The organism is candidate division KSB1 bacterium (assembly GCA_034505495.1).
Taxonomy (GTDB): domain Bacteria; phylum Zhuqueibacterota; class Zhuqueibacteria; order Residuimicrobiales; family Krinioviventaceae; genus Fontimicrobium_A.
The window spans coordinates 72,653-93,245 of record JAPDQV010000012.1; the positions used below are offsets into that span (position 1 = coordinate 72,653).

16 protein-coding genes are annotated in these 20,593 nt (G+C 55.7%); 3 read left to right on the forward strand and 13 right to left on the reverse strand.

What is annotated here, in order from left to right:
• Positions 1-63 precede the first annotated feature (63 nt).
• Genes ONB24_07245 through ONB24_07255 form a run of 3 tightly spaced genes read left to right on the forward strand, consistent with a single transcriptional unit; the run spans position 64 to position 3,442 of the window.
• Positions 64-993 (forward strand): family 43 glycosylhydrolase, encoded by a 930-nt coding sequence (locus tag ONB24_07245; GenBank protein MDZ7315901.1) that lies wholly within the window; start codon positions 64-66, stop codon positions 991-993.
• 24 nt (positions 994-1,017) lie between these two features.
• Positions 1,018-2,112: a hypothetical protein gene (locus ONB24_07250; GenBank protein MDZ7315902.1), complete on the forward strand. Its 1,095-nt coding sequence runs from the start codon at positions 1,018-1,020 to the stop codon at positions 2,110-2,112.
• A 16-nt stretch (positions 2,113-2,128) separates the two neighbouring features.
• Positions 2,129-3,442 (forward strand): Gfo/Idh/MocA family oxidoreductase, encoded by a 1,314-nt coding sequence (locus ONB24_07255; protein ID MDZ7315903.1) that lies wholly within the window; start codon positions 2,129-2,131, stop codon positions 3,440-3,442.
• A gap of 114 nt (positions 3,443-3,556) precedes the next feature.
• On the opposite strand, the gene ONB24_07260 is transcribed toward ONB24_07255, so the two are convergent.
• The 13 genes from ONB24_07260 to ONB24_07320 form a co-directional block, all read right to left on the reverse strand.
• On the reverse strand, positions 3,557-4,804 hold the full coding sequence (locus ONB24_07260; protein ID MDZ7315904.1) for a hypothetical protein: 1,248 nt from the start codon (positions 4,802-4,804) through the stop codon (positions 3,557-3,559).
• Between the two features lie 21 nt (positions 4,805-4,825).
• Complete coding sequence (locus tag ONB24_07265) at positions 4,826-5,530, reverse strand: gamma-glutamyl-gamma-aminobutyrate hydrolase family protein (GenBank protein MDZ7315905.1); 705 nt, start codon at positions 5,528-5,530, stop codon at positions 4,826-4,828.
• 53 nt (positions 5,531-5,583) lie between these two features.
• Entirely contained in the window at positions 5,584-8,625 is a 3,042-nt protein-coding gene (locus ONB24_07270) for an acyl-CoA dehydratase activase (GenBank protein ID MDZ7315906.1), read from the reverse strand.
• Positions 8,626-8,695: 70 nt separating this feature from the next.
• A complete protein-coding gene (locus ONB24_07275) occupies positions 8,696-10,084 on the reverse strand; it encodes a S8 family serine peptidase (GenBank protein ID MDZ7315907.1) in 1,389 nt (462 codons plus the stop codon).
• A 72-nt stretch (positions 10,085-10,156) separates the two neighbouring features.
• A complete protein-coding gene (locus ONB24_07280; protein ID MDZ7315908.1) occupies positions 10,157-10,873 on the reverse strand; it encodes an FAD-dependent oxidoreductase in 717 nt (238 codons plus the stop codon).
• Between the two features lie 3 nt (positions 10,874-10,876).
• Positions 10,877-13,021, reverse strand: a complete 2,145-nt coding sequence (gene rnr / locus ONB24_07285) for a ribonuclease R (protein MDZ7315909.1) — start codon at positions 13,019-13,021, stop codon at positions 10,877-10,879.
• 42 nt (positions 13,022-13,063) lie between these two features.
• Positions 13,064-14,431: a phosphomannomutase/phosphoglucomutase gene (locus tag ONB24_07290; GenBank protein ID MDZ7315910.1), complete on the reverse strand. Its 1,368-nt coding sequence runs from the start codon at positions 14,429-14,431 to the stop codon at positions 13,064-13,066.
• Positions 14,428-15,318, reverse strand: coding sequence for a peptide chain release factor N(5)-glutamine methyltransferase (gene prmC / locus ONB24_07295; GenBank protein ID MDZ7315911.1), 891 nt, complete (start codon positions 15,316-15,318; stop codon positions 14,428-14,430). The genes ONB24_07290 and prmC overlap by 4 nt, the downstream gene beginning before the upstream one ends.
• 2 nt (positions 15,319-15,320) lie before the next feature.
• Positions 15,321-16,388, reverse strand: a complete 1,068-nt coding sequence (gene prfA, locus ONB24_07300) for a peptide chain release factor 1 (protein MDZ7315912.1) — start codon at positions 16,386-16,388, stop codon at positions 15,321-15,323.
• A gap of 180 nt (positions 16,389-16,568) precedes the next feature.
• Positions 16,569-16,784 carry a 50S ribosomal protein L31 gene (gene rpmE / locus ONB24_07305; GenBank protein MDZ7315913.1) on the reverse strand — a complete coding sequence of 72 codons (216 nt, stop codon included), beginning with the start codon at positions 16,782-16,784 and terminating at the stop codon, positions 16,569-16,571.
• A 77-nt stretch (positions 16,785-16,861) separates the two neighbouring features.
• Positions 16,862-18,109 carry a transcription termination factor Rho gene (gene rho, locus ONB24_07310; GenBank protein MDZ7315914.1) on the reverse strand — a complete coding sequence of 416 codons (1,248 nt, stop codon included), beginning with the start codon at positions 18,107-18,109 and terminating at the stop codon, positions 16,862-16,864.
• A 124-nt stretch (positions 18,110-18,233) separates the two neighbouring features.
• Positions 18,234-19,331: a sn-glycerol-3-phosphate ABC transporter ATP-binding protein UgpC gene (ugpC, locus tag ONB24_07315; protein MDZ7315915.1), complete on the reverse strand. Its 1,098-nt coding sequence runs from the start codon at positions 19,329-19,331 to the stop codon at positions 18,234-18,236.
• Positions 19,332-19,483: 152 nt separating this feature from the next.
• A partial coding sequence (locus ONB24_07320; GenBank protein MDZ7315916.1) for a bifunctional folylpolyglutamate synthase/dihydrofolate synthase occupies positions 19,484-20,593 on the reverse strand: 1,110 nt, incomplete at its 5' end.

Below are 20,593 nucleotides of genomic sequence, written 5' to 3' on the forward strand. Positions count from 1 at the left end.
CCAATGCAGGCGAAATTTGCTATTTTAAACTCGGTTAGGACTGAACGATTTGGAGCTCAAGATATGATGCGAACGATCCTGCTGCTGTTCTTTTTCTCCTGCGCTTGGGCGAAAAATCCCATCATTACTCACCTCTACACGGCTGATCCTTCGGCGCGGGTCTTTAACGACACCCTATTCATCTATCCGAGTCACGACCGAGATGAAGCCAAATGGTGGGACATGGTCGACTGGCACGTCTTCAGCACCACCGATTTGTCTCATTTCGTCGATCACGGAATTTGCCTTTCACTCAGCGATCTTCAATGGGCCAAGCAGTATGCCTGGGCGCCGGACTGTGCCTTTCGCAACGGCATGTATTACTTTTATTTTCCGACCGATCAAAAGCACATCGGTGTGGCGGTCGGCGACAAGCCCTGGGGACCGTTCAAAGACCCGCTCGGCAAACCCCTCATCAGCATCGACTCGCCGGGTGTTGTATGCAACCGCGACTTTATCGACCCCTGCGTCTTTATCGACGACGACGGCACAGCCTATCTGTTCATGGGACAAAACGTCGTCAATGCGGTGGTGCTGAACGAAGACATGATTTCCTACAGCGGCAAAGTCAAGCAGATCGAAGGCACCGATCACTTTTTCGAGGCCGTGTGGGTGCACAAGTACCGCAACACCTATTACATGTCCTACTCCGGACTCGGCAAAATTCTCTATGCGGTAAGCGACCACCCGCTGGGGCCTTATCGGTTTATGGGCGAAATCCTCGACGAGGTCAACAGCGGCACGAATCATCACTCGATCGTCGAGTATAAAGGGCAATGGTATCTTTTTTACCACACCTCCGATTTGGCGATCAGCCGCATTCCGGCTGATTCGGAGGAATTCAAGTACATTCAATGGCGGCGCTCGGTCTGCGTCGATTCTTTGTTTTACAACGACGACGGCTCTATCCGCAAAGTGATCCCCACTCGCGAAGGCGTCCAACCCCTGCGCTGACCTCTATCTGAACAGGAGTTCTTTATGACCCGCATCCTCTTTTTTCTTTTGCTTCTGCTGCACGGACAGATCCATCTGCTGGGTTTTCTCAAAGCATTCGATCTTGCGGCGCTCAAGGAGCTGCCGCTGACTATATCGCGGCAGCAGGGCCTTTTGTGGGCGGCAGCCGAAACGCTTTTTTCTCTTGCCGCCGTTCTTTTCCTATTGAAAGTACAGGCCTTGTGGGCGGTCGCCGCGGCAGCAGCTGTTCTTTCCCAAGCCCTCATCTTCGGCGCCTGGCAGGAAGCCAAGTTCGGTACGTCGGCCAATCTGGTCATTTTCCTGGTCGCACTTGTCGCATGGGCAGGCTGGAATTATGAAGCTTCTTACCGTCGCGATGTGAAAAATGCATTGAGGAACACTCACGCGAAATCTGAACAGCTCAGCGAAACAGACGTTGTTCATTTGCCGCAACCGGTCCGCAGGTATCTAAACTATGTCGGTGTTTTTGGACGGGAAAAAGTGACGCATTTCAAAGCGGTCTTTGGAGGACAACTGCGGCAGGAAAAGGGCGATTGGTTCGAGATTCGATCAGAACAATACAACTTTTTTACCGATGAACCGTCGCGTCTGTTTTTTATCAAAGCCGTCATGAAAGGGCTGCCGGTGCAGGGCTACCATACCTTTCGGAACGGATCGGCGACTATGCGTATCAAACTCTTTTCTCTTATCCCGATAATCGATGCCGCTGGAAAAGAGATGGATGTTTCGGAAACGGTGACGCTGCTCAACGATCTCTGTCTTATGGCACCGGCAACCTTGATCGATCCGCGCTTTCATTGGGAGGAGATCGACGATCGAACAGCCAAGGTTTACCTGAGCATAAACGGCATGACCGTCAGTGCAGTCTTGATGTTCGACGAGGATGGCCGTCTGCTCAACTTTGTATCCGAGGATCGGTATGCGCTTTCAGGCAAAACCTTCCGCCGCCTGCGTTGGTCCACGCCGATCAGCGAGTATGTCGAATTGAACGGGCTGCGTCTGCCCGGCAAGGCGGAAATGATCTATGCCTATCCCGAAGGGGATTTTGCTTACGGTCGTTTTATTCTGAAGGATATTGTATACAACCCTGAAGACTAAAGGGAGGTGAAAATCCATGGTAAAGGAGCGAGCCGGTATGGACCGTCGGGCTTTTCTTAAAACCGGCGCAGCAGCGGCCGGTGCCTTATTGGCTGCGGGAAAAGGTTTTTATGCCGCCGGTTCCGACATCATCCGCGTCGGACTGATCGGCTGCGGCAGCCGCGGCACCAGCGCCGGCATCATCGACTGCGCGCAATCGGCTCCCGGCGTGCAGCTCGTCGCCATCGGCGATCTTTTTCAAGATCATCTGGAGGCTGCGCCGCAGCTGATTCAAGAAAATCTGCGCAAGCGCGGCCTGCCGATAGAAGAAATCTATCGGGTTACGCCGGAAACGATGTTCGCCGGACCGGAGGCCTATCGGCAGGTTATTGCAGCCGACGTCGACATGGTCATTCTCACCACGCCGCCGTACTGTCGACCGCTGCATTTCCGCGCCGCAGTAGAGGCCGGCAAACACGTCTTTTTGGAAAAACCCGTAGCGGTCGATCCGGTCGGGGTGCGCTCGATCCTGGAAACCGCTGATTTGGCGAAACGGAAAGGATTGACTGTGGTGGCCGGTACACAGATGCGGCGTTTCGAGCCCATGCGTCAGGCAATCCGCAGGCTGCACGACGGCGCCGTCGGCAAAATCGTCGCCGGGCAGGTCGCGCGCCTGAGCGATGCCGCCCGCCATTGGCGTCCGGAAACCATCGTTCGTCGACCGGAATGGTCGGAGATGGATCACCATATCCGGCGCTGGTTTTTCTGGACCTGGACGTCCGGAGACTTTATCGTCGAAATGCATGTGCATAACCTTGACATCATGAACTGGATCCTCGGTGCACATCCGATTTCCTGTCTCGGCATGGGCGGTCGTCAGGCGCGCGTGGAGCCGGAATTCGGCAACGTCTATGATCACTTTAGCGTCGAGTACCTCTACCGCGGCGACGTGCGTGTGGAATACTTGGGCGCGCAAATCGATCGTTTTACCTATCGTCTCGATCATCGCGTGCAGGGGACCAAAGGGGCTGCTTATCTCGATTTCGGCAACGCGTGGATCAAAGGCAAAAAGAGCTGGAAATATGAGGGGACGCCCCAGGATCCGGCTGTTCTGCAATTCACGGAGATGATCGACAGCATTCGCAAGGGCAAAGCGGTCAACGAGGGCAGACAGGTCGCCGAGGCGACGTTGACCGCCGTTATGGGCCGCATGAGCGCGTACACCGGTCGGGAAATCAAGTGGGACTGGGTTCTGAACGCTTCACAGCTCGATCTGAGTCCGCGCCCGACGCCGGAAGGACTGCAACTGCACAAAGAAATCGCCGTCCCCGGGCAGACGCCGCTGATCTGAGCCGAGCGTCTCGAAAAAAAGCCGGCAGGAGCTTTTGCATACAGGCTCTGCCGGCTGAAGTGTTGATCGAATGCGCCGAAGCGGTTCAATACATATCGAGAGAATTGAAGCCGCTCACATTCCTATTCCCCGCTTCCGGCTATAGTTTCGCGCCAACTCCATAAAAATCTCGAGGTCAGTTTCCACATCCGAAGGTCGGCCGTCAAAGTAAAAGACGCGCACCGGAAATCCGCCGAATTCGCGGCTTAGGCGCGGATAGACCGACTCGGTCACAATGCCGTTCATGCAGGTAAAGGGGCTGATGTCAATGACTCCGGCTGCGCCTTTTTCGTGGTACCAGATCGTTTTGCCCATGCTGAGGACCATCTCGCCGTTGGCGCCTTCGCGCGGCAGATAGGGACGCGCCCGCTCGAGAATCTCCGTCACATGCCGGGGTTCCTCCATGCCGCGAAAATCTTCGATAAACAAGGCGGTCAGCCGATGCTCGTCGGCACGCATGACCGCCTGCCGCAGTTTGCAGCCGAACATTTGAAAAGACCAAGTTTTGCCGTACCGTTTCAGTCGAATCTCTTCCTCGTTGTTGGTGTACATGACCCATTCGGCAATGTCGGATACCCACACCACACCGCCGTATTTTTCGATGAGCCGAAAGAGGTCGTTGTTGGAAAAGGCATTATGACGGCAAAAAATTTCGCCGACGATGCCGATGAGCACCCTTTCTCGGGCAGCGTCGATGGGTATACGGCGGAAACGATCGCGGACCTCTTCCAGCGCCGCCAACAGTCGTTTCATTTTTTCTTTCGGCTTAAGGTTCGGCTGCTCCAGCACATGAACGAGGAGGTCGAGAGATTGATGATAGACGTGATCGGTATTGCCGGGTTTGATCTCAAAAGGCCGCGTTTTTAGGTACAGCTTGCGGAGAATATCGGCCGCCACCAGCGCCCGCCAGGCGGTACGCACGAACTCCAGCGCTCCCTCGCCGATGCCGCCGTAACCGTCGGCGCTGGTCGGCGCGAAAAAAAGAACCGGCTCGCGGCGAAACTGATGGAATACTTTTTTCGCCAACGGCAGATAGTGGCCGTATCGGCACGGGCCGTTGGAAGTAGGAAGCAGAAATGCGGTGCGCTCCGGATCGTAATCCGGCCGTTCGCTCACCTGCAGAAAGCCGCCCAAGGTGACCGCTTCCGGCAGACACTCGTCGCCGCTGAGATAACGTCGCGCCAGCTCATAAGTGCGGGCGTTCTCCTCGGGCAGCGGTTCGGCCTCTACACCGACCGAGCGGAACGCCGCCGCCATACAGGCGGCGCCTTCGTAACTCATGCGCGGGATATAGAGTTTTCTTTGACGCAGAGAAACCGGCATTCTTTAACAATTCCCAAGCGGTTAATTTTTTTTGCAGGCCTCGATAAATGCGCCGAACAGCTTTTTACGATGCTCGATCGGCATGCGCTCAGGGTGCCATTGCACAAAGAGGCCGAAGCGATCCCCTGTCCATTCGAGCGCTTCGATGATGCCGTCTTCGGCACTCGCGACCGGTTTGAGATTGGTCCCGATTCGCCGAACCGCCTGATGGTGGTTGGAAAGGACGTTTACCTGCTCCTGCCCCAAAATTTTTTGCAGGCGTGAACCCGGCGTGATGCGGACTGTATGATAAATACCGCCCCAGTGCTTTACTCCGGTGCCGATCTGTGAGGGGATGTCTTGAATCAATGATCCGCCGCAGACGACGTTGGTAAATTGACACCCAAGGCAAATACCCAGAATCGGCTTCTTTGTGCGCTCGAGCCAAGCCTGGATCAGGCGCCGCTCGTGCAGAAAACGCTGCGCAGGCAGCGAATCGACCGTGGAATGCGGCTTTTCGCCGTAGGCGCTGGGCCAAACATCGTCGCCGCCGATCAGCACCAGGCCGTCCAGGCGGTCGAGATAACCGTCGATTGGGCGGTCCGCATTCAAGGGCGGCACCAGTACCGGTATGCCGCCGGCTTCATAGACCGCCTCGACATAGGACATTTCCACGACTGCGCTTCCGAGGCTGTCGTCATCCGTTGCGAAATCCGTGGTAATGCCGACTAAAGGTGCTTGAGTCATACCGCATAAGGGCATTAGTACCACCCAAAATACAGCTATACGTATCTTTTTCATCATTTTTCCTCAATGTTTGCAGAGACAGGAGCCATAACCTGATCTTCGAGCAGACCGTTGCTTTGTAAAAACGCTTCGCATCGGGTGAGGATTCCGGCATCGTTGCTGTGGTCGTCGAACTGCAGAAATAAAAGCGGTCTGCCCAGGGCATCGCGGACAAAGTGTTTGATATAAGAGTCGGGCCCGCACTTAAAGTTCGAAAAATAAATGACCTGCAGAAAATTAGTCCGACCGGCGAAACGGCACGCCTGCAGGATGCGGCGGCCATAGTTCCAAAACATGTTTTCGTGAAAATCGCTGACCGGAATGCCCGCAAGCGGCAAAAAGTCCATGGGCAGCACGTTCATCCCGTACCATTCCCGCAGCTTTTGGGGTACGTGCAGATTGGCGCCCGGATCGTAGACGTTGTAGGGTCTGCCGACGATAAGCACGGCCTGCTGCCCCGCCGCTTCGAGTCGAGCCAAGGCGTCGCGGCCGGCTTCCTGCACGCGCCGGCGGAACTGCGCCAGCGTGCGATAGGCATTCTCGACGGCGCGATCGCTGCTTTTCTTCGAGACGCCGAGGCGGCGGGCGGTGTCGTGCAGCTCCCGCTTGATGAACTCTATGCCGTCGCGAAAATGGAGAATCGGCATCAGCAGTTTTTCGCGTTGGTCCAAAACGGTTGTATTATTGCCGATCATCAACGGCAGCGTTTGTCCCCAGGGGCACACCCAGGACTGAGTTTGGGGAAATTCAGTTTCCGAATTGATGAGTTGCGGCAAAAAGATAAAATCGACCTCCCGTTTCAGCAGATCGATAAAATGGCCGTGGCCGAGAACCACCGGAAAACAGGGTTCGGCGACGCACATTTCGCGGCCTTCGGCGGCAGTGCGGACTGAAGTCGGCTCGGATAAAACGATTTCCGCTCCCAGGCTGCCGAAATAGGCGCGCCAAAACGGAAAGCGGTCCCAATAGTACATGGCGCGCGGCATGCCGATGCGCACGCCAAGGCCGTCCGGGGCCGGCAGCTCTTCATCCAACCATTGGCGATAAAGTGCAAACAGATCGGGTACGACCGGTTTACGCGCAATTTTACGCGGCTTACGATAGCGGTCGGTGCATTTGTCGCCCCAATAGGTGTGCTCGCCTTCGATAATGATTTCCTGGATGTCGCATTGATTGGAACAGGCTTTACAGAAGAACTGCCGTTTTTTGAAATTCACGCGCGAAAGGTCAAAGCCGCGAAATCGGGTGGTGTAGGGTTTGCGCAAGAATTTTTCGCGCGCCAGGAGAGCGGCGCCGACGGCGCCGAGCACGCCGTTATGCGGCGGGACAGTGATTTCGCGATCGAGCACCATCGAAAAAGCCGCGGCAACGGCGAGATTATAAGCCGTGCCGCCCTGGAAATAGATGCGATTGCCGATTTTACGATCGCGTACTACTCGGTTGAGATAGTTATAGACGACTGCATACGCCAGACCGGCGCAGATGTCGCGCAGGTCGCGTCCCTGCTGCATAAAGACGCCGACATCTTTTTCCATGAACACCGTGCAGCGCTCGCCGAGGCGGATGGGATTGGCGGATTCCAGCGCCAGCCGGGCAAAATCGCGCTGAATCGAAATCCCCAGTTTCGCGGCCTGTTCCTCGAGGAACGAGCCGGTACCGGCAGCGCATGCTTCATTCATGGCGAAATCCACCACCACGCCGTCTTCGAGAGAGATAAATTTAGAGTCCTGCCCGCCGATTTCGAAAATCGTATCGACCGGCTCTTCGCCCTCCTGTTCCGCCAGTGTGCAGGCGGCGGTCTTGTGGGCCGTAATTTCGTCATGCACGGCGTCGGCGCCGACCAATTCTCCGATCAATTCCCTGCCGGAACCGGTTGTGCCGACCCCCAATATCTCGATGCCGCCGTACTTTTTTCCCCACTCGGCCAATTCGCGCTGCACCACCTGGATCGGCTTGCCTTCGGTACGGGTGTACACCTCGTCGATGACGCGGCCTTCTTCATCGAGCAGAGCGAGATTGGTGCTGACCGAGCCCACGTCAATGCCGAGAAAGGCACGTTGCGGCAAACTTTCGCCATCGGAGCGTCGCGGGAGACGTCGACGAACCCGTTCCGTATTCAGCGGCGGCCGCGCCGCTGAATCCACGGACATCAACGCCTCGTCCATATGGGTAAGCCGCAAAAGCGCTTCTCTTTTTAGCTGCGCTCCACCGGGCAAAAGCGCGCATCCCAACGCCGAGACGTGCTGCGGAAAATCGACGACGCGAAAATCATTCTCTTGAAAGGCGAAAATCGACTTGACCGCCTGAACGACGCCCTCGTTCAGGGCCACTCCGCCGGCCATCACTACCAGCGGCGTCAGCGTTCTGCCTCGCACCACCGTCCCTTTAAAGTTGCGCACGACCGCTTCGCACAGCCCCTTGAAAATGGCGCCCGGAGCATAGCCGCGCTGCTGCGCATGCACCATGTCGCTTTTGGCAAATACCGAGCATCGGCCGGCGATATTGGCACAGCCGTCCGCCTCGATGACCAACCGGCCGATCTCTTCGACGCGGTAATTCATGCGCGCTGCCTGCTGATCGATGAACGAGCCGGTTCCGGCGGCACATTCGCCGTTACGGCTGTAATCGAGGATGCTCAGTTCTTCCTTTTCGGCGTTCCATTCTACCTGCAGAAAACGCGAGCCGTCGCCGCCGATCTCGAGAATGGTGCGCGTCTCCGGCACTGCTCCCACGCAGCCGCGCGCCAATGCTTTGAATTCATTGACCCACGGACAATCCAGCAGTCTCGCGACCCGCTGGGCCTGGGAGCCGGTAAACTGAACGATCAGCTCCGCGCCATCGGCGGCAGAATACAGTTTTTCAATGACGAAAGCCGCAACCGCAAGCGGCCTGCCTTTTACAGGCACGGGTTTGAAAAAATAGAAATTACCCCTATGTCCGAAAATGTCACCGGCTGATTCACCAATAAAATGCGAATCTTCTGTTTGCGCGACAACCTTGAGGTAAAGCGAACCGATATCTATGCCGACTCGTACGACGCGTTTCTGCAAATCCATATCCCTCGAAAAAATCCTTGGCTTGAAAGGTAAGAAAGACCTGGGATTCTTTCAAGGTTTGATTCGCCGCTCAGAGTTTGGGCGCAGCTGCAGCAACGGCAGCGGCAAGGTTCAACCGTCCGCCGGAGGCTACTTTATTCGCCAAGGATTCCAAGGGATCGACCGTGCTTGTCAGAGTAGAGCGAAGTTCCTGAACGCTCAGCGAGGGATTGATTGCCAATAAAAGAGCGGCAGCTCCCGCAACGTGCGGAGCAGCCATGGAAGTGCCGGAAAGCGACGAGTAACTTTCGCCGGGCACGGTGCTGAGAATGTTCTTGCCCGGCGCCGCCAAGTGCACGGATTTGTAACCCCAATTGGAACCGGGAACGCCGGCGTTGACCGTTGCACATATCAAACCGCAGTCATCGTCGTTCCCGCCGCCGCCGTCGCCCCAGACAGCCAGGTTATCGCTATGGTCTGTCGCAGCCACAGCCAGGATGTTGGGCAAATCATAGCTTGAAGGATAATTGGGAATCAGATCGTTGTCGTTGCCCTCGTTGCCGGCCGCGGCGACAAAGAGCACACCTTTGTTTGCCGCATAACGAATGGCGTTCTCCATTGAGGTCGACTGTGAACCCCCGCCCCAGCTGTTGTTGAGAATTTTGACGCCCATGTCCGCCGCATAAAGAATGGCGCTGACCGCATCGGAGGTCGCGCCGCTGCCGCGGCTGTCCAAAAACTTGAGCGGCATCAGCCTGACCTGCCAGCAGACGCCGGCCACACCTATGCCGTTGTTGCCGATTGCGCCGATGGTCCCCGCACAATGGGTGCCGTGCATGTTGTCGTCGAACGGATCGTTGGTCTTGGCGTAAAAATTCCACCCCTTCCAATCATCGACCTTGCCGTTCCCGTCATCATCGATGCCGTTGCCGGTAGAGGGGTCAAAAGGATTCGCCCAGGGATCTTCACCCGGATTCGTATAAATGTTGTCCGCTAAATCGGGATGCGTGTAATCGATGCCGGTGTCGATAACCCCTACGACTACCTCTCGGCTGCCGGTGCTTACTTCCCATGCGACAGAGGCGTCAATGTCCGCATCGGCCAAACCGCCGGTTTGACCGGTGTTCTCCATGCCCCAGAGCCTTGAAAAATGGGGATCGTTCGGTACAACATCGATATGATAGAGGTAGTTCGGTTCGGCAAACTCTACCTCACGCTGCGCCCGCAGGGCCTGTAGGGTTTCCTCGACGCTGCTTTTGCCGCCCAACCGCACATGATAGACGTCGATTTGGCGAAAATAGTCGACGACCTCGCCGCCGTTTGCCGCCAAAAGTCTTGCCGCCGTCTGCGCCGTAACCCGATCGTTAAACTTGACCAACAGCTCGCCTTCGACATAGGCTTTTCGTCCGGCGCTGCGAAATGCGGTGCTGATAAACAACACCATCAGCCCCAAAACAATGATGTACAGCCCCTTTCTCATGTTCTAATCTCCCAGCATAATGCTTTTTTAATTTGCCGCGTGCCTTGCAGGTTAACAGCTTACGGGCGGCTTTTACTCCCCCTCTTTTCCTTTGTCCCTCGGCTTGTAGCCTCGAAACAGCTCGGCCCGCAGACGCTCTTCGGGCAGGCCAATCCCCGTCAAAGTTTTTCGCATGCCCTCGACAAACATCTCGGATCCACAGAGATAGACAACCGCTTTCGGAAGGGAGTCAAGAGCGCCGCGAAGGGAAGCTCCGTTTATACGCCGCTGCGGCATATCTTGGGTGAGGAAAAGCTCATATTTGAAAAGCTGCGGGAAATCAGCTTGGATACGGCGAAAAGCATCGACAAAAACTGCCGCCGCTGCGGTACGGTCGCTGTGAAGAAGCACCATCGGCTGGATGTTCAGGCGCGAAACACCGTCAAAAATCATGCTGCGGAACGGGCTGACTCCCACGCCGCCGGCAACAAAAACCGCCGGAAAATTGCCGTCATGCACCATCTCGCCCATCGGTCCCCAGATCTCCACAGGCTGCGGTCCCTGCAGCAAGGAACGCTTAAAACCGCTGCCCGTGTTGCGGGTGATGAACAGCAGGTTTTGTTCAACCGGGCTCGAGGCGATGGTAAACGTACGTCGGGGACCTTTCGGATCGCTAAATTTCGGCTGCAGCAGCTTGATGCTTACATGTTGACCCGCGCGAAAAACGAATCCTTCCGGCTTGTCGATCTTCCAAGCGATCGTGTGCTCGGCGATTTCCCATACCTCCGTAATTTCGGCAAAGAAAGGCAAGCATCACCTCCGATTCTTTTTACGGGGGTTTCGTTTCGTATCGTCTTCACACAAAAAAAAGTCGACCAGCTTTTCATTACGGTCTACGCGCGCCAAACGCACTCTTACCGCATCACCCAAGGTAAAAACACGACCGGTGTACTGCCCTTCCAGTCTGCGGCCCTCTTCGTCCATAATGTAATAGTCGTCTCCCAGCGAGGTCACATGCACCAGCCCCTCGATGAGCAGCTGCGGCAGCTCTACAAAAAAGCCGAAATTGACCATGCGGACGATGATGCCGTCAAACTCTTCGCCCATGTGTTTTTCCAGATATTGCAGCTGCTTGAGCTTGATGCTGTCCCGCTCGGCCTCTTGAGCGCGGATTTCGCAGTCGGTCGCCTTGCGGCACAGCCTTTCCAGCCGACTCGTTGCCGTCTCTGAAAAGTCGAATTGACCGGCAAGATATCTCTTCAACAGGCGATGCACAAGAAGATCAGGATAACGACGAATCGGCGAGGTAAAGTGCGTATAGTAACGATAAGCCAGGCCAAAGTGACCGATGTTGTCGGGACTGTACTGCGCCTTCATCATCGTGCGCAGCAAAGCGGTCTGCAGCACATAAGCAGCCGGATGGCGCTGAAATTCGCGCGCCAGATGCGCAAAATAGCGCGGATGCATCTTTTGCGGCTCTTTGGCGGAGATGCCGAAAGCCCGCGCCAACCGGACCAGCTGCCGAACGCTTTGCTCATCGGGCTTTTCATGAACCCGATAGACGAAAGGCAGTTCCTTGTTGTGCGCCTTTTTGAGCACAACACCGACGTGTTTGGCAACCGTTTCGTTGGCCAGCAGCATAAATTCTTCGATCAAACGATTGGTGAACAGCCGCTCGCGCGGCCGAATTTCGACGGGTTCGCCGTCGGCATTGAGAATGACCTGCACTTCCAGCGTGTCGAAATCGATGCTGCCGCGTCTTGTGCGTAGAGCAACGAGGTTTTCGGCCAATGCCGCCATGTTCTGCAGCGTTTCTGCAAAGGGATGCGGCAGTTCACCGTTGAGCACCTGTTGGGCTTCGTGATAGGTAAATCGCTTCTTGCTGCGGATCACCGATTCTTTCAGTTCGTAATGCAACAGGCTGCCGTCGCCGGAAAGGGTCATGAGCACGGAAAACGTCGGTCGGTCGACCCCTTCCGCCAAACTGCATAGGCCGTTCGAGAGTCGTTCCGGCAGCATGGGAATCACGCGGTCGACCAGATAGACCGAAGTGCCGCGTTCGGCAGCCGCGCGATCCAACGGCGAGCCTTCGGCGACGTAATAGCTGACATCGGCGATATGCACGCCCAACAGCCAATTGCCGTCCGGCAGCGGTTCCAGTGAAACAGCGTCGTCAAAATCCTTGGCATCATCAGGATCGATGGTGAAAACGACTCGGTCGCGCAGATCGAGACGACGACGCAGCTCTTCCTCCGGCAAGCCGTCCGGCAGAGCATCGGCCTGACGAAGGGCATCGGGCGGAAAGCGCAGCGGCAGTTCGTGCGCATGGATGACCGACAGAATGTCCACCCCCGGCTCCTCCGGATAGCCGAGAATCTCTATCACCCGGCCGTAAGGGCTGAGTCCGTGGTGATCCCAGCTGTCGATTTCGCACACCACTTTTTGGCCTTCCTGCGCACCCGCGTCGTCGCCCGGCGAGATGATGATGTCCTTCTGCAGCTTGAGATCATCCGGCACCACGTAGCCGAACCGCCGTCCCCAGCGGAAAACACCGACGACGGTGTTGCGCGCCCGCTCCAGCACTTCCACCACCTGGCCTTCGACATTTTTGCCGGAGGTTTGGGCAAACAGGCGCACGCGCACGCGGTCCTTGTGCAGCGCTTTGCCCATGTTCTTGCTGCTGATAAAGATGTCTTTACCATCGGCGGTAACGAAACCGTAGCCCTGCGAATTGACGCGCAGCTCGCCGACCACTTCGTTGGCCTTGCGCGCCGCCGCGTAGCGGTTGCGGCCGATTTTATAGAGACGTCCTTCCTGCACCAGACTGCGCAGAGCCTTGCGAAGCGCCGCATACTGATGCTGCGGCACCTCAAGTCTGCGTTGTATTTCTTTTGCTTTTAAAGCACGAAAGGGTTCCATCGACAAGAGGTCGAGAACCCTTTGCGTCATGTCGTTCATAGATTTTTCTTCTTGTCTTCTCCCCTCAGGGGAGCGTTTAGGTCAAAATTGATTTCGCGAATAGCGGATCTGCGGCCAACGATCAAAGTGATCCTTAAAGATCTCGATGATTTCCTTCAGACGTTCGGGCGTTTTGGCCTCCAAGCGCACGACCAGGTTCGGTTCGGTATTGGACGCCCGCACCAAGCCCCAGCCGTCGCCGAAATCCACCCGCGCGCCGTCGACGTCGATAACCGGATAGTTTTTGCGAAAGTCCCGTACCAGCCCGGCGACCACATCGAACTTGACGTCGTCCGCGCAATCGAGCCGAATTTCCTCAGTAGCCGGATAGACGGGCACCGTGTCGATCAAATCCGAGAATTTACCGTTTTCCGAGACGATCTGCAGCAGCCGTCCGGAAGAATAGATGCCGTCGTCAAAGCCGTAATAGTCGTCCTTAAAAAATATGTGTCCCGATAACTCGCCGGCAAACGGCGCGCCGGTCTCTTTCATTTTCGCTTTCTGCATCGAGTGGCCGGTCTTCCACATCAGCGGTTTGCCTCCGGCCTCGAGGATGGCCTCCTGCAGCGCCAGAGAGCACTTGACATCGTAGATGATTACGGACCCCGGCTTTCGCTTCAGCACGTCGCGCGCAAAAAGCGCCAACAGCCGATCGGCAAAAACATAGCGGCCTTTATCATCAACGGCGCCGACGCGGTCGGCATCGCCGTCGTAACCGATACCGATGTCTGCTCCTTCGGCCACGACTTTTGCCGCCAGATCCTCCATGTATTTCGGTACGCAGGGATCGGGCAGGTGATGAGGGAAATTGCCGTCCGGTTCGCAGTAAAGCTCGATGACCTCGTGACCATAGTAACGCCAAAGCGCCGGGGCGATCGGGCCGGCCGTAGCATTTCCGGCATCCACAACGATCTTGAGCGGCCGTTTAAAGCTGAATTTGGTTTTGAGCATGGCGATATAATCCGGCAGAATGTCGCGTTCCTCTCGTCTTCCCTTGCCGGTTTCGTAATCGGATTTTAGAATCATTCGCTTGATTTTTTGAATTTCCTCGCCGTAGACGGCATCGATGCCTTCGCAAAGCTTGAAGCCGTTGTAGGGCTTGGGGTTATGGCTGCCGGTGATCATCACGCCGCCGTCGGTTTGATAATGCAGAATGGCGAAATAAAGCGCCGGCGTGGTCACTTGGCCGACAAAGATCACCTCCATTCCGGTTGAGAGCAGGCCTTCGATGAATTTATCCGCCAGATGGGGCGAGGAAGGCCTTAGGTCGTGGCCGACGACCAGCGTTCGATGCTCTCTGCGGCGCATATAGCTGCCGAAACCGCGGCCGAGATCGAACACAACGTCATCGGTAAAATCCCGCTCGACGATGCCGCGAATATCGTTCGCACGAAAAATCGATTCGTTCATAAACTGCTCCTATTCCATTGCATGGTGATGACTCGATTTCTCCCTGCCAAATCGTCAAAGATTTGCAGGTTTTCAAAGCCTGCCTCGGCAAAAATATTCCGCACGCTGACCGCCTGCCGATCGCCTATCTCAAAGAACGCCGCGCCCTGCGGTTTGAGCAGCGAGGCGCAATGCAGCGCAAACCGGCGGTAGAATTCCAGACCGTCGTTGCCGCCCAATAGGCTGATTTTGGGCTCGTAATCGCGCACCTCCGGCTGCAGATGCTGATATTCGGAATAGCTTACATAAGGCGGATTGCTGACGACGACGTCGAAAACGCCCAAAAACTCGGGCGGCCACGGCTTGAGCGCGTCGAGTTCAAAAAAGCGGACCTCGACTTCGTTCAGCACCGCATTACCGCGGGCAACCTCTAGAGCATCTGCTGAAACATCTACGGCGGTCACAACGGCGTTCGTCACATTCTTGGCCAGCGCCACGGCAATGCAGCCGGAACCGGTGCCGACGTCGAGAATTTGTATCTCTTCGGTACTCAGCGCGCGACAATGTTCGATGACCTTTTGTACCAAGATCTCGGTTTCGGGCCTCGGGATGAGAACGGCAGGGGTCAGGTGAATGGGCAACGAATAGAATTCGGTTTGGCCGAGAATGTACTGCAGCGGTTCACGTTTGAGGCGGCGCACGATCAGCTTTCTGAGTTCGGCGATCTCTGCTTCGATCAACGGCCGATCAAAGTTCAAATAAAGATCGATTCGCCGCATATTCAGCACGTGCGCCAACAACAGCTCGGCGTTGAAACGCGAGTTTTCGATCTTTTTTTCTTTGAAATAGTCGGCCGTCCTGTCGAGTACTTCTTTGACGGTCAACAGTTTTTTCTGCCCGTCCGACACCGCTAATCCATGGCCTCTAATCTTTCCGTGCGATCCGCCAATTTGAGTTGCTCGATAAATTCATCGAGTTCGCCTTCGAGCACCTCTTCCAATTGATACACCGTTAAGCCGATGCGATGGTCCGTTACACGGCTCTGGGGAAAATTATAAGTGCGTATCTTGGCGCTGCGATCGCCGGTGCTGACCATCGATCGGCGCTCAGCGGCAATCTTGGCCTGCTCCTCCTCCAGCGCCTTTTCGTACAATCGCGCCCGCAGGACCTTCATTGCTTTGGCGCGGTTCTTGTGCTGAGATTTCTCATCTTGACAAGTCACCACCAAGCCGGTCGGCAGATGGGTGATGCGTACCGCCGAATCGGTCGTGTTGACGCTCTGTCCGCCGGGCCCGGATGACCGAAACACATCGATACGCAGATCGTTTGGATCGATGTCGATGTCGATCTCTTCCGCCTCCGGCAACACCGCCACCGACACGGCGGAGGTATGAATTCGACCGCTCGCTTCGGTGATCGGCACGCGCTGAACGCGATGGACGCCGGCTTCGTATTTCAAATCCCCGTAAACATTATTGCCGCTCACGCTAAAAATGATCTCGCGAAAGCCGCCGATGCCCTGCGGGTTGGAGGACATGACGTCGATTTTCCAGCCGCGCTTTTCGGCGTAATGCTGATACATGCGAAAAAGCTCGCCGGCAAAAAGACCCGCTTCTTCACCGCCGGTACCGGCGCGAATCTCGACAATGGCGTTGCGGCTGTCGCGCGGATCTTTGGGGACGAGCAGCATCTTGAGCTCTTCTTCGATCTTTTCCTGCTGCTCCTTCAGGTCGTGCAGCTCGGCTTCGGCCAGATCCTTCAGCTCCGGATCGTGGGACTCGCGCAGCACTTCTCTAGCGCTGTCGATGTCGGCCAAAACTTTTTTGAGACGGGCAATGCCGTCGATGATCGGTTTAAGCTCCGCCTCTTCCTTCGTCAAATCGCGATAAAGCGCCACATTCTGCAGCGTCTGCGGGTCACTCAGCCGCTCGCCGATTTCCTGGTAGCGTTTTTCGATTTTCTCTAACTTTTCCAGCACACCACAACCTGTCGTTTGCTAAGGCAAATTCCCCCATACATTTTTCGGCCGCCGGAGGCGGGAACCGTTTCACGCAAAAACAGTTGCGCTCAATCTCCCTTGCGGCGGCTGAAACAAAAAACGGAATGGCTCTCGACGCCGAGCTTCCATTCCGTTCCGATCGATTTGGGTCAAAGAGAATTACTTTTTCGCAGCGCCGTAATTGGCATACTTTTTCATAAACTTGTCGACCCGCCCGGCCGTATCGATGAGCTTCTGTTTGCCGGTGAAATACGGGTGGCATTGCGAACAGATTTCTACCGTGATATCGCCGACCGTCGAACGAGTCTGAAACGTATTGCCGCAGGCGCAGCGAACAGTCCCCAATTTGTATTCAGGATGAATGCCCTTTTTCAACCGTGTTCTCCTCTCTTGCGTCGTTGAGTATTAACTGCTGATAAATTTAATCTTTATCAGCGAAATATGCAAGCACTTTAAACGCTCATCGACTCGAGGAACGCCTTATTGGAGCGCGTGCCCTGCATTTTGCTGAGCAAAAATTCCATTGCCTCTACCGTCGACAGTTCGGAGAGCAGTTTGCGCAAGATCCACACGCGATTGAGCTCCTTCGCATCCATCAGCAGTTCTTCTTTGCGCGTGCCGGAACGGTTGACGTCGATGGCCGGAAAGATGCGGCGGTCGGAGAGTCGACGATCGAGCACCAATTCCATGTTGCCCGTACCCTTGAACTCTTCAAAGATGACCTCGTCCATACGGCTGCCGGTGTCGATCAGGGCTGTGGCGATGATGGTCAGGCTGCCGCCCTCTTCGACGTTGCGCGCCGCGCCGAAGAAACGCTTCGGACGGTGCAGCGCATTGGCATCGACGCCGCCGGACAAAATCTTGCCGGAATGCGGCACCACGGCGTTGTGGGCGCGCGCCAGTCTCGTAATCGAGTCCAGCAAAATACAGACGTCCTTTCCGTACTCCACCAATCGCTTGGCTTTTTCGAGCACCATGTCGGCCACCTGAACATGCCGTTCCGCGGGCTCATCAAACGTCGAGCTGATCACCTCCGCTTTGACGGAACGCGCCATGTCGGTCACCTCTTCCGGCCGTTCGTCGATCAACAGCACGATCAGGATGATCTCCGGGTGGTTCTGCGTGATGCTGTTGGCGATCTGCTGCAGGAGAATGGTCTTACCGGTTTTCGGCTGCGCCACGATCAAACCGCGCTGCCCTTTGCCGATCGGCGTCAGCAGATTCATGATGCGCATGGAGTAGTTTTTAGGATCGGTCTCGAGGTTGATGCGTTCGCTGGGATAGAGCGGCGTCAGGTTGTCAAAGAGAATCTTGTTCTTGGCCTCATCCGGGTGTTCGAAATTGATCGCCTCGACCTTCAGCAGAGCAAAAAAGCGCTCGTTCTCTTTCGGCGGGCGGATTTGCCCCGAAATCGTGTCGCCGGTGCGCATGCCGAACCGCTTGATCTGCGACGGCGAAACATAAATATCATCCGGTCCCGGCAGATAGTTATAGTCGGGCGAACGCAGGAATCCATAGCCGTCCGGCAGCACCTCCAGAACGCCTTCGGCAAAGATAAGACCCTCTTTTTCGGTCTGCTTTTCGATGATCTTGAAGATCAACTCACTCTTTTTCATCCCCGTTACGCCGGTAACGCCCAGTTCTTGCGCCAACTTGGTCAGCTCGGCGATCTTTTTAGTCTTCAGTTCTGCAATGTCCATTGGAACCCTCGTAACAATAAATAGCTAAATTCGGATTGTTCTTCTCTACAATTCTTTAAAAATTCGGCAAGGTCTTATTTCTTGGAAGGATATGCGTTATGATAATTTCTCCCACAATTCTCGGCTATAAGGCCAACTCATCCACCGGATTAAAAAAATGGGCTTGTTGCAAATCAGGAACCACCGTGCAGGAATCGCCTGCATGAAAATCATCTTGCGGGTGAGTGCGGGCGATGATCACATCGTCTCCGGCGCGCAGATAAACCAGCGTTTCGTTGCCCATAGGCTCCACGACATCGACGACGGCAGGGAAAGAGGGTTGCGAAGGCGGCTTCTCTCCCTGCCGGAAGCATGTCAAATGCTCGGGACGGATGCCCAGCTCGATCGTTTTGCCGACGAACGGAAGCAGCCGATCGGCAGCCTCCGTTTTAAGTTCAAGCCGCATAAAAGGCGTAACAAAAGCCAAACCCTCCTGCCGCTCGATTTTTCCGCTGATAAAGTTCATGGCCGGGCTGCCGATAAAACCGGCGACGAATTTATTTTTCGGCTTACGATAGAGTCCCAACGGCGAATCGATTTGCTGAATAACGCCGTCGCGCATGACCACGATGCGGTTGCCGAGCGTCATCGCCTCAACCTGGTCATGCGTGACGTAAATCATAGTCGTCTGCAGGCGATGATGCAGCCGCGAGATCTCGGCGCGCATCTGCACACGCATTTTGGCATCCAAGTTTGAGAGCGGCTCGTCGAACAAGAAAACCTTCGGCTTTCGTACAATGGCGCGTCCCACCGCCACCCGCTGCCGCTGGCCGCCGGAGAGCGCTTTAGGCCGACGATCAAGCAAATGGCCGATACCCAAAATCTCTGCCGCCTCGCGCACGCGACGGTCAATCTCCGCCTTGGGAAACCGACGAAGCGTTAAACCGAATGCCATGTTCTCATAAACCGTCATGTGCGGATAAAGGGCATAGTTTTGAAAGACCATCGCGATGTCGCGATCTTTGGGCGGCACCGAGTTGACCACTTGGCCGTCGATAAGCAGCTCGCCCGAGGTTATTTCTTCCAACCCCGCAATCATCCGCAACAACGTGGACTTGCCGCACCCCGACGGGCCGACCAAAACAATAAACTCGCGATCATCGACGAACAAATCGGCTTCCTTTACGGCGACAACCTGTCCGTCATAAACCTTACTGACTCGCCTTAACTCTACCGTCGCCACAAAGTACCCAGAGGTTACAGGTGGATGGGATGCTCTCCGTATATAACTGCCTTGTCTTTTCTATGGTCACGCAGCAAATGGAGAAAATTCGGAGTGATGATATGTGTTTTACGGCACGGGAGTAATTTCATTCTTAAATTACAAGAATTCTTTTATGTTGTCAAGCTTTTTATTCGCCGGCGCGCTTCACCGACGACATAATGCGAGCCGGTAATGCAAATCACCGTGTTCCGATCAGACTCGTCGAGCGCCCGCTCGAGGCCGGCTTTGAGATTCGGCGCTGCAAAAATATCTTTTGACAAACCGGCAAAATGCTCTGCCAACCGCTCGGCAGGCAGAGCGCGCTCCGAGTTCGGCGTCACGGTTATCACCATCTGCACCGCGTCGGCTAGACAGCGGCTGATCGAAGCCGCGTCCTTGTCTGCAAGCAGGCCGATCACCAAAACGATTCTTCGACCCGAAAAAAAATTTGCCAGCAGCTCTTTCAGCGCCTGCATCGCCTCGAGGTTATGAGCAACGTCAACCAGTATCAAAGGATGTCGACGCAAAATCTCAAAACGTCCCGGCCATCTGCAGGAGGCGACGCCGCGCCGAAACGCTTCAGCCGATAATTGCTTCTGAAGGAATGGTTCCTGCCTTAAAAGTCCGCAGACCGCCGCCGCGATCCGCAAATTGTCCTCCTGTCTGCGGCCGACCAATCGACTGGTCACGATCCCTGAAAGTTTTTGGCTCTCGAGGCGTACCGTCATGCGCTGCGGCTGCATGTCGAGGATCTGCGAACGAATGAGCTGATCCGCGACGATAAACGGGGCGCCGCGCTCTCGACACGTGTTGTGTACAACCTGCACGGCTTCCTGCGGGAGACTGCCGATCACGCACGGTACGCCGGCTTTGATGATGCCGGCCTTTTCCACGGCAATTTGCGCAGGGGTACTGCCGAGATGCTCGGTGTGATCGAGCGAGATCGAAGTGATGACACTGACCAGCGGCCTGACAACGTTGGTTGCATCGAGCCGACCGCCCAATCCCACTTCCAAACAGACGATCTCGGCCTTTTCCTCGGCAAAATAGACAAGTGCCGCCGCAGTGAGCGTCTCAAAATAGGTGGCGCCGTATTGCTCCACAACCGGCCGAATGCGCGCGAGAATCTGAGCGAACCGCCGTTTTTCGATCATGCGGCCGTTCAACCGAATGCGCTCGCGCACGTCCGTCAGGTGGGGCGAGGTGTACAGCCCTGTTTTGTATCCCGCGGCTTTACAAAT